This window comes from Bacillus sp. ISL-78, from assembly GCF_018613455.1.
Lineage (GTDB): Bacteria > Bacillota > Bacilli > Bacillales > DSM-1321 > Peribacillus > Peribacillus frigoritolerans.
The window spans coordinates 72,656-87,789 of record NZ_JAGGQC010000026.1 but is presented as its reverse complement, the minus strand read 5'-3'; the positions used below and the strand labels follow the sequence as shown (position 1 = coordinate 87,789).

Below are 15,134 nucleotides of genomic sequence, written 5' to 3'. Positions count from 1 at the left end.
CTACAGTTTAAAAGCTCCAGGGCCTCATTGGCCCTGGAGCTTTTAGTATCTTCGAAATTATAGAGATTCTTTGATGACCTTCTTGTAATGAAATACGGATAGGATTCCGAAAATCGAATACAATGCCGTATATAATGCCATGACGATGATCATCGGTGCCCAAACTTCGGTCCCGAAAAAGAACCATCCTGATTGGACTGCAAAATAACTGTGAAGCAGACCGACGATTAATGGAATGCCGAAATTGAAAACTTGTTTCGCTTGGATTCCTCTTAGTAAGTCACCACGCGTGAATCCCAGTTTTCTTAAAATCGTATAATTGGATTTTTCCCCTTCACTTTCATCCATTTGCTTGAAATACAGGATGCAGCCGGATGTGATGAGGAAAGTTAATCCCAAGAAGCCGACGATGAACATGATAAGACCCATATTCTTCTTCTGGGTATTGAACATTTCCAATTGGGAATCATTCACATGTTCTTCTTTAAAACTCATTTTTTTGAATAAATCATTCGCTTTTTCAAGTTCAGCTTCATCCTTCACATCAATGCCAATATTAACGGATGATACTTTTTGGATTTTCGGGTCGATGTCCTTTTTCAAACGGTCGAATATTGTTTGGTCTACAATGGCAACGGGCAATCCGCCATTCGTGAAGTAATAGTGCAGGAACGTATCATCTTTCAATCCCATATATGTTTGCGGAATCGCTTCATTCTTGCCTTTCAGTTCAATCTTTCCGGAATCCTTCAAGGATATGACCTGCTCCATCATATTACTATAGCCGCTGAAAAGGGTCTCATCTTCAGCGAGGTTGATTCCTTTAACGGATTCATCACTGATGACGGGAACGGTCATGATGTCCGGATCGAAGTTCATTCCTTCAAGGCTCGTTTCCATTATTTCCTTTACATTGACATTTACCTGAATGACATCTATGACCTTTTCGTCATAATCAATTTTACTGTTTGATAAAGCCTCTTTGAATGTATCCGCATCTCCCATATCCGTCATCGAAAAATCGGTAGGGATACTGCTTTGTGCCATTTTCTCCGCTGAGTAGTAGGAGATATAGCTTAATGATAATAACCCGATCGCCAGAGCGGAAACGGTCGTGATGATCGTCAATAATATCGCATTCGATTTCATCCGGAACATGATGGATGAAAGGGACAATACTTCATTGATGTTCAAATAGCCATTTTTCTTTTTACGGACGATATTAAAGATGAAGCTTACGGATCCTTTATAGAATAGGTAGGTACCGATGATGACGGTTGCCAGAATGACGATCATGACCATGAAAAGCTCGGTCATCTGTGTAAATGCTCCATCGAATAATTTGGATGAAATGACATAGCCAGCAATGATCAGGATGATTCCGAATATCCCGGTGATCATTTCGACCATGGAAACTTTTTTCACTTTTCCTTCCGTCATGGAAGTCACTCTAAATAATGATAGAATGGTTTGCTTTTTAATGAAGGCATAATTCATCAACATGATTAATAGATAGATGGCGCTAAAAACGAGCAAGGTTTGCACTAGCGGCTGAAAAGAAAAGTTTAGCGTCGCGATTGCCTCGACACCCATTATTTTAAATAGGATCATGATGATCAATTTTGAAGCGGCAAACCCTACAAAGATTCCCAGGAATACGGAACAGAAATACAGGATCAGGTTTTCCACACTCAGGATACGGAATATCCTGTTCTTCGTCATGCCTATCAATTGGAATAGGCCAATTTCTTTACTGCGTCTTTTAATGAAAATGCTATTGGCATATAAAAGGAATATGGAAACGATCGCGACAAGCAGGATCGATGCTGCCTTGATGGAGGCGGCCCCTTTCACCGTACCCTCCGCTTCATCCAGCGCTGGGTCATATTGCAAGGTGACGAAAGCAAAGTAAAGGGAAGCGCTGAAGACCAAGGCAAACACATACAGATAATAATTCTTCAGATTCTTCTTCAGATTTCGCAGGATGAGTTGATTAATGCTCATTTTGAACTCCTCCCAATACACCTTGTGTTTTCATGATGTCCTTGAAGAAAGTTTGTCTTGATTCTTCACCTTTATTCAATTGGGTATAGATTTGTCCGTCTTTAATGAAAATGACTCGGCTGCAATAACTGGCGGCCACGGGATCATGGGTTACCATGATGATGGTCGCTTTGTGCTTTTTATTCATTTCGCTCAGTTTGTTCAGTAAATCGGAAGCTGATTTGGAGTCAAGCGCCCCAGTCGGTTCATCCGCAAAAATGATGCTTGGATCATGGATGAAAGCCCGTGCTGCAGACGTACGCTGTTTTTGACCGCCGGAAATTTCATTTGGGTATTTATCCTTCACTTCATATATGCCCAGTTCCTTCGCCACGCTATCAAACTTTTGTGCCGCTTCATTATTGGGCGTTTTTGTAATGGATAAGGGCAAAAGGATATTTTCTTTGACAGTCAATGTGTCCAATAGGTTATATTCCTGAAAAATGAAGCCCAAGTGGTTCTTACGGAATTCGGCCAAATTCTTTTCTTTCATCCCTGATATCTCTTTACCATCGATCGTAATGGTGCCGTTGCTGATTTTATCGATTGAGGAAAGGACATTCAGCAAAGTTGTTTTTCCTGAACCGGAGGCACCCATGATACTTACGAATTCACCTTCTTGTATGCTTATATCAAGACCCTTTAATACTTCTTGTTTATTGAATTTATTACCATAGCTTTTATGGATTTTTTTCGCTTCTAATATATTCATTTGGATACACTCCTTTTTTTCTATATCCTCATTATAAAAGGCCATGTATTTCTTTTCCTTCGTTTGGACGAACAAAGAATAAAAGCATGTGACACTTTTGTCACATGCTTGTGATATTCACGAAATCATTTCTTTTTGGGAAGGTCAAGGTAACGGTCGTCCCGGTTCCAACCTCTGATTTCACATTAATGGAGATGAACAGGGGTTCGGCCGCATTCTTGGTTAAATATAGACCCATGCCGGTTGCCGCACTGTCACGGTGATTTGTCGTGGATGTAAATCCTTTGTCAAATATGCGGGATAAATCCTTTGGGTCAATGCCCCGTCCAGAGTCTTGCACTTCCAGAACCGTTTGGCCGGCTTGCTCATGGCTATATATCATGATATCTGAATTTTCACTGTATTTAATGGAGTTGGTCAAAAGCTGCCTCATGATGAAGGCCAGCCACTTGGCATCACTAAGCACTTCGGTTACATCCAATTGGATGTCGAAGCCGATTCCTTTTTGCATGCACCATGACCGCAGCGTTTTAATCTCATCAAAGATTATTGTTTCCAAATCGGTTTTCTCTATATACAAATCATTTTCGATGAAAGGCATGCGCCTTTGATGGAGCTGCTGATCAAGAAGAAGATGAATGCGCAGCCACTCATAGGTCAAGTGTGATTTCAGCAATTCATCATCCAAGCGGTCAATCATTAAATGCATCGCCGTCAATGGTGTCTTCACTTCATGAATCCAAGATAATAATTCATCCTTCTCCTGCTCTAAAGTCATTTGACCGGTTGCTGCGGATCGCTTCAATAATTCGGTTTGGTTAATGATGCAGTTTTCTATGATTCTTTCGAAAGGGCTCTCTGGTTCGGCTATATTCGTTATATCCAGGTTGTCTTCCCGTGCTTCTAAACTTTTATAAAAGTAGGTTTCCTTTTTATAGCGAAAAATCAAAAACATACTGAACATGAGCAATGATAAAAAAACAATATACAGTATTGGCTTTAACGGAATGGCCGAATCAAGGTAAGCGACAAAGATAATGAATAGATGAAGAAGTATGTAGAATATGATCCAGCTGAACCTTTCCACGAGATATTTCCTGATCATGCATTTGCCTCTTCCACGGCGATATAGCCCTGTCCGACTTTGGTTTCGATAAAATGCCCTAGACCTAGTTCATCCAACCTCTTTCGTAAACGGTTCACATTCACTGTAAGGGTGTTATCGCTTATGAAACGTTTGTCATCCCATAAACTGTTGATCAATTCTTCGCGGCTTACGATCTTGTTTTTCTGTTCAATGAGCTTTTTCAAGATGAAAATTTCATTTTTCGTCAATTCGATTGTGCCCGTCTCGGCCGAAACCGTGTTCTTCTCGTAATCCACGGTGGCGCCGCACCACGTTTTCAATTCGATCTTTTCCGTATTGTAATTATAGACACGGCGAAGGGTGGCCTGTATCTTCGCGATGAGTACATCGAAATGAAAAGGCTTCTGGATGAAATCATCAGCTCCAAGCTGCATGGACATCACCATGTCCGTAGGATGATCACGTGATGATAAAAAGATGATGGGAACATTGGAATGGGCCCGGATCATTCTGCACCAATGAAATCCGTCAAACTTCGGCAACTGTATATCAATGATGACCAAATCAGGTTTTATGTCCGTGAATTCCTGAACCACTTTACTAAAATCGCCGATTCCGTAAATATCATAAGACCATTGCGCCAATCTATCTTTAATTTCATTGAATAACGTCGTATCATCTTCTATCAATAATAGTTTAAACAATGGGTTCACCGCACTTTCCAGCTTTTTCTTAAAAGTATATAGTAAAACCTTTATAGGTTCTAGAGGAAGGGAGGGACAAGGGAGGTACAGCCTGCTGGTTGTGTGTAAACCATTATTATATTAAAATTGGCATAATGAATGGAGGAAGTGAATTTATGCCTGATTTTCCTAATTGCCCTGCATGTGATTCAGAATATACATACGAAGACGGCAGTCTTTTAGTTTGCCCGGAATGCGCCCATGAATGGACGGTGGAAGCGGAAACGGAAAATGGTGATCAAAAGAAGGTCATCAAAGATGCTAATGGAAATGCCTTGAACGATGGTGATACCGTTACGGTAATCAAGGATCTTAAAGTGAAAGGGAGCTCATCCGTCTTAAAAATGGGCACTAAAGTCAAAAGCATCCGTCTAGTTGATGGAGATCATGATATTGATTGTAAGATAGATGGTTTTGGTGCAATGAAATTAAAATCCCAATTTGTTAAAAAGGGGTAATGATAAAAAACGGCCTAATCCATTGATTAGGCCGTTTCTTTAGATTACATCTTAATAAACTTTGTCACCGTTAAAGATTGAATTCTTAACGACCACATAATCCACATTCCTTATGGCTTCCAACTTGGTACCGCCTGCATATGAAATGGATGACTGAAGATCTTGTTCCATTTCCTTCAACGTATCTTCCAAAGATCCTTTGTGCTCGACAAACATCTTTTTGCCTTCAACGTTTTTCTTTTCACCTTTTTGGAATTCAGAAGCTGAACCAAAGTATTCTTTAAAGGCCTTTCCATCTTTCTCGATCGTTTGACCTGGAGATTCTTCATGTCCGGCAAATAGTGAACCGATCATGACCATTGAAGCTCCGAATCTAACTGATTTGGCAATATCACCGTTTGTGCGAATGCCGCCGTCAGCGATGATTGGCTTGCTTGCCGCTTTTGCACACCAGCGAAGTGCAGCTAATTGCCAGCCGCCCGTTCCAAATCCAGTCTTGATTTTAGTGATGCATACTTTCCCTGGTCCAATGCCCACCTTTGTAGCATCCGCACCGGCATGTTCCAATTCACGTACCGCTTCAGGAGTTCCCACATTTCCTGCAATGACAAAACTTTCAGGTAAATGTTTTTTAATATGCTGTATCATTCTTATCACGGCATTGGAATGTCCGTGCGCAATATCTATCGTAATGTATTCAGGAACAATGTTGTCATTCGATAATTGTTCGATGAATCCGTATTCTTCTTCTTTAACGCCGACACTGATGGAAGCGATCAATTCTCTTGAATGCATGTCTTTAATGAAAGCCAGTCGTTTTTCTGGTTCAAAACGATGCATTACATAAAAGTAACCGTTTTCAGCCAAGTAAATGGCAATCTTTTCATCAATGATCGTTTGCATATTGGCAGGTACTACAGGTAACTTGAATGTATGTTTACCTAAAGTAACGGATGTATCACACTCAGAACGGCTATTTACTACACATTTTGCAGGAATTAATTGAATATCTTCATAATCAAACACGTTTTCCATGTTATGCACCTCTATATACGAATATTTTTGTCTTTTTTAATAAAAATTGTTCGCCCATTAGGTAATGTACATCATTTTTGACAGTAAGTCAAAATTTTAATTGGTTTTGTTCTGATTTTATTTCAATTTGATGGAAAATCCAACAGAATGGGAGCTGAAAAGGATGAATGAACATGTTACTTTGGAACGTTGATTTCCATTTCAGGCTTTCGCTTTCCGCGGGCGGGCGCCTCCTAGGCACGCCTGCGGGGTCTCCCATGCCAAGCTTCCCCGCAGGAGTCTCGAACACCCATTCCAATCAACTTTGTTTGAAATTTAGGAAAACTCCTTTTGCCAATAGTTTTTTGTAGGTTTGTAAAATAGAACCGTTGATTTCCACTCCAGGCACTCGCTTTCCGCGGGCGGTCGGGGAGCCTCCTCGTCGCCTTGCGCCTGCGGGGTCTCCCCTAGACACGCTTTTCCCGCAGGAGTCTCGCGCCTTTCGTTCCAATCAACTGGAATTTTCTAAAAGAAAAACCAGGCTGGTACATTCCGAACCATGTTTAAGACCAGTTTATCCTTCATGTTTTTTCCTGTACTCCTTATGGGATGGAAGAAATGTGCGACACTCCTGCGGAATAACGGGCTAGCCGAGAACCCGGAGACGTTTACTTTGATACGGCCTGGCAGCCAGTCGGCGGAATGGGAGCGCATTTCTGAAATCAACTGGAATTTTTTTGTCTACTGCTTGAAATACTTAAGTATTTTCACCAATCGGGACGACTTTTACACCTTTACGTTTTTTTACATCATCTTAACGTTGACCGGCATGGCACTAAGTTAAAATGAAAATGGGAAACGAATAAGAATGGGGGGATTGGCATGAAGGTTGAATTACATTGTCATACGAACGTTTCAGATGGTTCCAGTTCTTTTGAAGAACTATTGGAGGTTGCAAAAAGGGAGAGCGTTGGCCATTTAGCGATTACGAATCACGATACAACCATGAGATTGCAAGAGATGGTGGAACGGGGTAAGGAGATAGGAATTGAAATCATCCCTGGTATCGAAGTATCCGGTTATGACTTTGCAAGAGGAAGGCGTGTACATATTTTGGGCTATTTTGTTGAGCCTGGTCATAAGGCCCTTGAGGATTTATGTAATCCAATGATTGAAAAGAGGAATGCAGCTTCTGAAAAAATGGTGGAACGGCTGATTCATGCAGGTTATCGAATAACTTGGGAACAGGTATCTAAATTCAGGGGAGGAACCGGTGTTTATAAACAGCATATTATGCTGGCGCTTCGGGAATCGGGGTATACGGATTCTATCTATGGGGATTTGTATAGAAAAATCTTCAGCCGCGGCCAAAATGGGGAAGAGCCGGGCATTGCCTTTATTCCTTTGGAGTATGTGGATGCCATACTGGCTGTGAAGGCGATTCGTGCTGCCGGAGGCGTCCCGGTCCTTGCTCACCCTGGACAATACGGGAGCTTCGAAATTATCCCTGATCTTGTAAAAGCAGGGCTTGAAGGGATTGAAGTTCTTCACCCGCATCATGGTCATGCAGAAGAGGAAATAGCGATTTCTTATGCAGATCAATATAATCTCATTAAAACAGGAGGATCCGATTTTCATGGGGATTATGGGAAAAAGCCGATTCGGCTTGGCAGTATGAGCCCTGGAACGGAATGTGTGAATGCTTTGAAATTAAGGAAAAAAAGCATGGCCATCAATGATGTGGTATTGAAAAATATAGACCTATGAAACCAGGAACTTTGCTGTGAAAGCGGCATGCTTACATGCTGGGTTATGAATTTGAGAATGAACATGCAAGGTATTGTATGTAAAAGGATCGACAAAAATAAGTACTTCCTTTCGTTCTGGTAATTGACCAGGACTTTTTTTTTACAAGAAAACCATGATAGCTTCATATTTACTCATTACACTGACAGTAACAAGGAAATTATATGTAAAGGGGGATTTTTGTTGGCGGAAAAAAAGGTCTTTAAAATTGTCAGGCTTAGGTTAATGGCCGATTTCCCGATCGCTCTTCATACATCTTTTGTAGCAAAATCAACATTTCCTGAAATAGAAAAGGACGGTCCGGATATACCCACCATGTTTCAATATTATCGGCAGCTTGGCTTTGTAGAGTTCGGATCCAGCAGGAGCACGCTGAATGTGTTTTTCCCCACTCTTTTCGAACGGGATATTTTGCAGTGTTCAAGTTTGATTCCACTTTTGCAAGTGGAATCATTATGCCGGGATAAGCGGAGTAATATCGATCGAATTCACTAGTAAATAATGCAATGAATTCACGAGTAAAAGTACGAAACTCACGAGTAAATGCCCCGAATTCACGAGTAAAAGTACGAAACTCACGAGTAAATGCTCTGAATTCACGAGTAAAGGTACGAAACTCACGAGTAAATGCTCCGAATTCACGATTCAAGCACGAAATTTGAATAGTGTAGCCAAGAAGCGGAGCGAATTGGTGGCAGATCGTGATCCAAGTCATCATTCCATCTTCGATCACTTATATCATTTCGTGGACGTGCATGCGCTTTGAAATCAATTTTGCAGTGGCAGGTGCAGGAGGAATCGGCTTCGATATGTACATGGCATGTGGATTTTACTTTGACTTGAGTGAAATGGATCAATCACTTATTTTATCCTGATCATCGCAATCTGTCTTGAAATCTTCGCAACACAAATCAAAAGGAAACTAAAAGTATCATCTGGATACTAAAATGCTGGCTAGGGAAATATGGACTCTGCCAATCCATCAACTTGGTGCAGCCCCCAACAGTCACGTTAATTTCATAGCATGCATGAAAAAAGACCACAAATGACGTGGTCTCTTTATTTTGTTTGAAAATGGCTGTCTGGTGTCATTGTCATGAAGGCTTATATAAGGGAGGACTTTATTTCTTGAATCTGTTTGATATGCCTTTGTTCATGTAAGGATAATAACTCAATCCATTGATCCAATGAGAGGTCCCCGAACAGGGGATGTTTGGCTTTCTTTCTATTTAACAAGATACCTGAATCCATATCATAAAGAACCTGTAATAATCGATCCCTTGATTCTGCCAGCAAATCCACGAGGCTCGATAATTGAAATGGGGTTGAAGAGGGTGAAATGACCTCAGGGGATGAGAATTTCCTTGTTCTATCAGTAACGAAGTATATGTTTTTTTGAATGATATTATTAAAATCCCTTTCCCGAATGCCATTTGCTATAACTTCTGTAAAAACCTGTTCCGTAAGATATAAATGATGGCAAATTTGGGCGATGTTCCATACTTCAGGCACAGGCTTATGGTGGAGCGTTTTTTCATCCAACTCCGTAATTTCCTCAATTAATTGTTTTCTTGATTCAAATAGCAAATCATACTCGATATAATTCATGAGAACTCCCCTTTTGTGACACCCCATATGAAAGCATCACTGAATTTTTTGAAATAGGAAAAACCAAAGGGATATCTGATTGCATAAAGAATGCATAAAAACTACGGAGAAAACACCTGAATTAAAGTGGATTCATGATGAATGAAGGAGTGTGACACTATGTTTTAAAAGCATGGTTTCGATTTAATGAAGAGTGTAAAAAGATACCTCTTATAGTACAACGAAAAGGCATGCTTCATTGGTATTCATAATTTTGAGGAAGAAATGCAGAGCTGAAGTCAGTTCTGTATTTCCAGGGACTACATTTTATCCGGAGCTTTGATACCCTATCATGCCTATGCAAAAAAGTTGAGTTTATGCCTGCTTAGTATGTTGCATCAAGGGCCTCCGCTAATGAACCGAAAAATGAAGCTGGCATTCAAAGGGAAAAGAATCCAAGGAAGCCGGAGCATCGGAATTTATTATATCTGAATTATAGCACAGTTAATATTTTCCTAGAAATGATTATATGAAAAAGACGGAAGTTTTCCACAGGGACTTTTGACTTTTTATATTATCTAGAGAAAAGTTGCTAACGCAATGGGAAGCTTATAAACTGAAGGTAAAAAAATCAACCAGGATTGGATGGTGAATGCAATGGCTAAAACAATAGTTGAAAAACTGAATTTACATAAATATGAACGGGTGGCAGTCCTGAATCAGCCTGCCGGGGCGGATTATTTAGCAGAGCTGCCGGATTACGATACAAGGCTTAATGAAAGTGCCTATGATCTTATATTTGCCTTTGTATTGGATATGGATTCCTTAAAGAGAATCGTGGATAAGGTGATCGGGAAGAAACATTTGAGTAAAAATGGCTATATTTATTTGGCGTACCCGAAGAAGGGGAATAAAGAATATGCTTCATATATTCATCGTGATGATCTGATGCAGGGCCTTGATGCGGATGATGAAGGGTATGTTGGCTCGAGTGACCTGAAGTTTGCGCGTATGGTTGGGTTGGATGATGTCTTTACGGTAGTCGGACTGAAAGAAGATTCAAAAAATAGAAACCGTCCATCTACCAAAGCAAGCCAATCAGTAGATGATTATATCGGCATGATTTCTGAAATTGAGAAGGATTTGCAGGATTCCCCTGATTTGCTTGCGTTCTATCAATCACTTACGCCAGGGTATCGCAAGGATTGGGCCCGTTATGTGTATAGTGCAAAACAAGAGGCGACACAAGTGAAACGGCGCCAGGAAATGAAAACGATTTTAGGAGAAGGTTACAAGAGCAGGGATCTATATCGAAGGAATAAATGAGGGTGGGAAATGTCTTCCATTCTCTTTTTTTTCTGTACTGTTAATCCTATCAAAAGCATATACTAGACCGAATCCAAACTTAAATCGTAATAATTATGATTTGTGAGGTGGTTAAATATGCTTTTGAAACGTTACACGGGAAATTTGCTGTTATTGATTCTGCTGTTTTTGCTGCTGGCATTCTTTTTTCTAGGCGATGTGTTCATTCCCAAAGCGATTGATTTCTCCGACTACCCGATGCTTCACTCTGTGTTCGTCGTGTTTTTGGGATTGTTTTTAGAATCGATTCCTTTCCTGTTCCTGGGGGCCATTGCTTCATCATTCATCCAGTTGTTCATCAGTGAAGAAATCATTCAGCGGATGATACCCAAAAGACCCCTGACGGCCATTTTTGCCGCGATTGCGGCGGCGCTGATCATTCCGGTTTGCGAATGTGCAATCATCCCGGTCGTCCGGAGATTGATTCAAAAGGGTGTCCCGGTCCATGCAGGTGTGGTCTTGCTCGTAACAGCCCCAATATTGAATGTCATCGTGTTTGGCTCAACTTATTATGCATTCCAAAATAATCCGTCCATTCTATATGGAAGAATCATCCTTTGTGTCCTGACGGCCATAATCGCCGGTTTATTCATTCATATATTCAGCACAAAAGATGTGGTGAAAGAGGACAAGCTGGAACTGGTACAAGGGCATGAACATGATATTCAGTCCAGTAAATGGACAAGCTTCATTGATCATACTTCGCAGGAGTTTTTTATGGTCGGCCGATACTTTATCATCGGGGCCTTGTTTGCCAGTGTATTTCAGGTATTCCTGGATCGGTCGGTAATGGCCGATATTGGTCAGGCGCCAATAAAAGGCACGGCGTTGATGATGGGAATTGCGTTTGTGCTTTCACTCTGTTCATCAGCTGATGCATTCGTTGCGGCCTCCTTTTCCCATAGTTTTCTGCCAGGCTCCATACTGGGATTCCTTGTATTTGGTCCCATGCTGGATCTGAAAAATGTTTTGATCATGATGTCCTGTTTTAAACGGAGCTTCGTCGTCACGTATGTCCTGCTTATCTTCGCAGTCGTCTTCAGCCTCTGCCTGATTGCAGGCAAGTTGATCAGTAAGGGGGTCTTCTGATGAAACGTTATTTTATCCAAAGACTTGAAGGATTGCTGCTGCTGGGATTGGGCCTCATGATCTTTAAATTGTATGTTTCAGGATATTTAACGAAATTGATTGCACCCAAGATGGTCCCATATGCATTGGCGGCACTTTTCGCTTTTTTATTGATCAGCTTTCTCCGAATGAAAAAACAAAAGCAGGGTGAACAACATTGTGATTGCGGATCGAATGGGGAGTCTTCGGTCCTGAAATATAGTTTGTTCTTCCTTCCGATTCTCCTGGGCTTCATCCTGACCGATTTTACATTGAGCGGGGAAGTGCTGGCGAAAAGGGGGATGGCGAAGCAGCAGGCACAGATGGTAAGTTCATATGATTCAGGGAAACATGCGAATGGGGAGAAAATCTCCGTAACCGATGATAATTATTTTGAAGTACTGGATGATTTACTGAACAACCTCGATACGATCGAGGGGAAGGAAATAGAGATTTCGGGGTTCATATACCGTGAGGATACATTTACGAAAAAACAAATGGCCATCTCCCGCCTCTCCATGTCCTGCTGTGTGGTCGATGCGACGTTATACGGGTATATGGTCAACGGGAACGTGGAAGGAATGAAGACGAATGATTGGTATACGATTACAGGGACATTGAAAAAAGGTAGCTATAAAGGGGAACCCGTACCGGTGATCGATTTAAAGGAGTCGAAGAAAATAAAGGCACCGGAAGAAGCTTATTTATATGAAAATGTACAAATCATTCAGTAGAATTGGAAAACCCGGTAAAAGGATGTTTTGCCGGGTTTTGGTGCCGAAAGGGGGATTTTATTTTGCGGAAACCGGAAACGTACGTAAAATCGTGCGCTGCGGGCGGAAAATCGAGAAACGGCGCATTTGTTCGGGAGCACGTAACATAGTATAATGGCCTTACCATGGATAAGAGTGTAAGGGGGGATAATCTTGTCTTCAAGTAATCGAAACAATCAAATTGGACCGCCGCGGTTTGCCATTGCCGTTCACTCTTTGGTTTGGCTCGCACAAAGCGAAAAGCTCCTGACAAGTTCGGCAATCGCCTTAAAGGTGAAGTCACACGCCACTTTTTTAAGAAGGGTGATGGCACAGCTTGCAGCTGCGGGGATCGTCGAAACAAAGGAAGGACGGGAAGGCGGTTATAGTCTGAAGGTGCCTGCCTCTCAGCTTACTTTGGCGGATGTGTATCAAGCGGTACGGCCCGAATGTCTCGTTTGTATGGAAACGAGCGAATGCGGTGAGGTCGGGAAACAGCTGGATACGGCTTTGGAGGAAATCATGAACGAAGCCGAAAAGGAAACATTGCGCCTGCTAAAGGGCTATACATTGGAAGAATTCATGAAAAAAGTCGATTTCACCAATTTTGAAAATGAGTGTCTGGGCTAATATCCTTGCAAGAGGGTACCCAGGATTATATAATGTGCTTAATGCGATTGCATTTGAAATGAGGAGGTATTTACATGAAAGTGGAAATTTGGTCGGATTATCAATGTCCGTTCTGTTATATAGGTAAGCGCCGGTTCGAAGAGGCTTTAAGGCAGTTTGAAAATAAAGATCAGGTAGAGGTCTCCTTTCGCAGTTTTGAGTTGAACCCAGAGGCTGAGCGGGATATCAATATGACTCAAAATGAAATGCTGGCCAAGAAATACGGTATGTCTCAAGCACAGCTGGAAGCGAACAGCCAAAACCTGACTCAACAGGCTAAAGAATTGGGACTCGATTATCACTTGGACAAAGTGGTCTTAACGAATTCGTTCGATGCCCACCGCTTGATGCACTTTGCTGCATCAAAAGGTAAAGAGAAAGAAATGAATGAACGCCTATTTAAAGCTTACTTTACGGAAGGCAAACATATTGGCGATCACGCTACATTGGCAAGTTTGGCTGAAGAGGTTGGCCTTGAAAAGTCCGAGACGGAGTCCATGCTGACAGGAACGGCATTCACGGCAGAGGTTAGGGGAAATGAGCAAGAAGGAAGCCTGCTTGGCATTACAGGAGTCCCATTCTTCGTCATTAATCGGAAATATGGAATCTCCGGCGCCCAGCCAACGGAAGCATTCCTCGATACGCTAAAAAAAGTATGGGCTGAGGAAAATCCGCTTACGATCGTGAATGATCCAGCAACAGGCGACGCTTGTACGGACGGTTCTTGTAACGTAAAGGAAAAATAGAAGGTGAAGAAGGAGGCCCCAAACTGGGGTCTCCTTTTTCTTCTTAAGGCTCTTTTCGTAAAGATTGTTGTTTTTAAAACGAAACCATTTAAGGTTGATTGGAGCGGAAGTGCGAGACTCCTGCGGGAGCAGCGGGACAGGTGAGATCCACAGGTGTTTACGCCGAGGAGGCTCACCGCCCGCCCCGCGGAAAGCGAGCATCTGGAGGGGAAATCAACCACACCTCACTATTTGGTAAATAGCAACAAAGTATGTGAAAACAGCCTTTCTTAAAAAGGAAATGTCATGTATGGCAAAGAATATAGTGTACAGGATGGCTTTTCCAAAAAAAGTCCGAAATGAAAGGGAGTTAAAGTTGTATATAATGATTGGAATACTAGTCTTCGTGATTGCATGTGCAGTAATTGCCAAACTAATTTCCTATAAATATTGGACATGTATTTATACAGCATTCGGGAATGAAAATTATTATAAGGCGGTTGCGAAATTGGAAAGGGAAGGGATACCCTACAAAACGAAAACGCCTATGAATTTAGGCACTGAAAACTTCCAGAATCGTCATGAAACCACTCAATATGATGTTTTTGTAAAAAAGGAACAGGAGCATATTGCCCAAAGGGCGATAAATAAGAATTAACAAAAAGTTAAATCGTTGAAAATCGCTGTCCTGAAGGCAGCTTTTTTGTATTGACTGAAAAGATAGATGAGGGAATTGAAGCAGGCCATGTTTTGCTTTTTTGGAAACTCACGAGTATTTACTAGAAACTGACGAGTAAAAGCTCGAAACTCACGAGTAAAAGCCGAAAACTGACGAGTAAAAGCTCGAAACTCACGATTATTTGCTCCAATCTCATGAGTAAAAGCCCCAAACTCACGATTATTTGCTCCAAACCCATGAGCGCGGGACTTATGAAAAGCAAAATGCTGCTCTTCCATCTTTCCGCTGAATTCATATAAGATAAAAGAAAGAAAAAGCGTTGTTTTTGATATGGAATCCGTTTTTTATAGTTTCAAAGACTGAAAATTTGTATAATGGGTGAGATGG

Annotated in this window: 16 protein-coding genes and 1 pseudogene; 10 read left to right on the top strand and 7 right to left on the bottom strand. The window is 41.5% G+C overall.

The features are described 5' to 3' along the window. Window positions 1-57: 57 nt before the first annotated feature. The 4 genes from J7I96_RS21300 to J7I96_RS21285 form a co-directional block, all read right to left on the bottom strand. Window positions 58-2,004: an FtsX-like permease family protein gene (locus J7I96_RS21300; protein WP_214924462.1), complete on the bottom strand. Its 1,947-nt coding sequence runs from the start codon at window positions 2,002-2,004 to the stop codon at window positions 58-60. After that, the gene (locus J7I96_RS21295; protein WP_048689374.1) at window positions 1,994-2,755 is read right to left on the bottom strand and encodes an ABC transporter ATP-binding protein; all 762 of its coding nucleotides are present in this window, start codon (window positions 2,753-2,755) and stop codon (window positions 1,994-1,996) included. Before J7I96_RS21295 ends, J7I96_RS21300 begins: the two co-directional genes overlap by 11 nt. A gap of 100 nt (window positions 2,756-2,855) precedes the next feature. Then, on the bottom strand, window positions 2,856-3,860 hold the full coding sequence (locus J7I96_RS21290) for a sensor histidine kinase (RefSeq protein WP_214924459.1): 1,005 nt from the start codon (window positions 3,858-3,860) through the stop codon (window positions 2,856-2,858). Next, on the bottom strand, window positions 3,857-4,546 hold the full coding sequence (locus J7I96_RS21285; protein ID WP_054400643.1) for a response regulator transcription factor: 690 nt from the start codon (window positions 4,544-4,546) through the stop codon (window positions 3,857-3,859). The genes J7I96_RS21290 and J7I96_RS21285 overlap by 4 nt, the downstream gene beginning before the upstream one ends. Window positions 4,547-4,701: 155 nt before the next feature. On the opposite strand from J7I96_RS21285, the gene J7I96_RS21280 reads away from it, so the two are divergent. Beyond that, window positions 4,702-5,043, top strand: a complete 342-nt coding sequence (locus tag J7I96_RS21280; protein ID WP_214924456.1) for a zinc ribbon domain-containing protein YjdM — start codon at window positions 4,702-4,704, stop codon at window positions 5,041-5,043. 51 nt (window positions 5,044-5,094) lie between these two features. On the opposite strand, the gene guaC is transcribed toward J7I96_RS21280, so the two are convergent. Further along, a complete protein-coding gene (gene guaC, locus J7I96_RS21275; protein WP_214770870.1) occupies window positions 5,095-6,078 on the bottom strand; it encodes a GMP reductase in 984 nt (327 codons plus the stop codon). Window positions 6,079-6,939: 861 nt separating this feature from the next. On the opposite strand from guaC, the gene J7I96_RS21270 reads away from it, so the two are divergent. The 3 genes and pseudogenes from J7I96_RS21270 to J7I96_RS21260 form a co-directional block, all read left to right on the top strand. Then, window positions 6,940-7,824: a PHP domain-containing protein gene (locus J7I96_RS21270; RefSeq protein WP_214924453.1), complete on the top strand. Its 885-nt coding sequence runs from the start codon at window positions 6,940-6,942 to the stop codon at window positions 7,822-7,824. A 264-nt stretch (window positions 7,825-8,088) separates the two neighbouring features. Then, on the top strand, window positions 8,089-8,358 hold the full coding sequence (locus tag J7I96_RS28890) for a UTRA domain-containing protein (protein WP_396020125.1): 270 nt from the start codon (window positions 8,089-8,091) through the stop codon (window positions 8,356-8,358). Window positions 8,359-8,540: 182 nt separating this feature from the next. Next, window positions 8,541-8,809, top strand: a pseudogene (locus J7I96_RS21260) (phosphonate ABC transporter permease); the annotation flags it as partial. A 158-nt stretch (window positions 8,810-8,967) separates the two neighbouring features. Here J7I96_RS21260 and J7I96_RS21255 read toward each other — a convergent pair. Beyond that, window positions 8,968-9,471 (bottom strand): DinB family protein, encoded by a 504-nt coding sequence (locus J7I96_RS21255; RefSeq protein WP_214770878.1) that lies wholly within the window; start codon window positions 9,469-9,471, stop codon window positions 8,968-8,970. Window positions 9,472-10,107: 636 nt separating this feature from the next. On the opposite strand from J7I96_RS21255, the gene J7I96_RS21250 reads away from it, so the two are divergent. The 6 genes from J7I96_RS21250 to J7I96_RS21225 all read left to right on the top strand — a co-directional run bounded on the left by J7I96_RS21250 (window position 10,108) and on the right by J7I96_RS21225 (window position 14,726). Further along, complete coding sequence (locus J7I96_RS21250) at window positions 10,108-10,776, top strand: YdeI/OmpD-associated family protein (protein ID WP_214924448.1); 669 nt, start codon at window positions 10,108-10,110, stop codon at window positions 10,774-10,776. A gap of 117 nt (window positions 10,777-10,893) precedes the next feature. Then, window positions 10,894-11,904 (top strand): permease, encoded by a 1,011-nt coding sequence (locus tag J7I96_RS21245; protein ID WP_214770882.1) that lies wholly within the window; start codon window positions 10,894-10,896, stop codon window positions 11,902-11,904. Next, entirely contained in the window at window positions 11,904-12,656 is a 753-nt protein-coding gene (locus J7I96_RS21240) for a TIGR03943 family putative permease subunit (protein WP_214924445.1), read from the top strand. Before J7I96_RS21245 ends, J7I96_RS21240 begins: the two co-directional genes overlap by 1 nt. 192 nt (window positions 12,657-12,848) lie before the next feature. Continuing rightward, window positions 12,849-13,304 (top strand): RrF2 family transcriptional regulator, encoded by a 456-nt coding sequence (locus tag J7I96_RS21235; protein ID WP_048685569.1) that lies wholly within the window; start codon window positions 12,849-12,851, stop codon window positions 13,302-13,304. 74 nt (window positions 13,305-13,378) lie between these two features. Then, window positions 13,379-14,089: a DsbA family oxidoreductase gene (locus J7I96_RS21230; protein WP_214924443.1), complete on the top strand. Its 711-nt coding sequence runs from the start codon at window positions 13,379-13,381 to the stop codon at window positions 14,087-14,089. Window positions 14,090-14,378: 289 nt separating this feature from the next. Beyond that, window positions 14,379-14,726 (top strand): hypothetical protein, encoded by a 348-nt coding sequence (locus tag J7I96_RS21225; RefSeq protein ID WP_214924441.1) that lies wholly within the window; start codon window positions 14,379-14,381, stop codon window positions 14,724-14,726. On the opposite strand, the gene J7I96_RS21220 is transcribed toward J7I96_RS21225, so the two are convergent. After that, window positions 14,723-15,025 carry a hypothetical protein gene (locus tag J7I96_RS21220; RefSeq protein ID WP_214924439.1) on the bottom strand — a complete coding sequence of 101 codons (303 nt, stop codon included), beginning with the start codon at window positions 15,023-15,025 and terminating at the stop codon, window positions 14,723-14,725. The two genes, J7I96_RS21225 and J7I96_RS21220, sit on opposite strands and share 4 nt — an antisense overlap. Window positions 15,026-15,134: the final 109 nt, after the last annotated feature.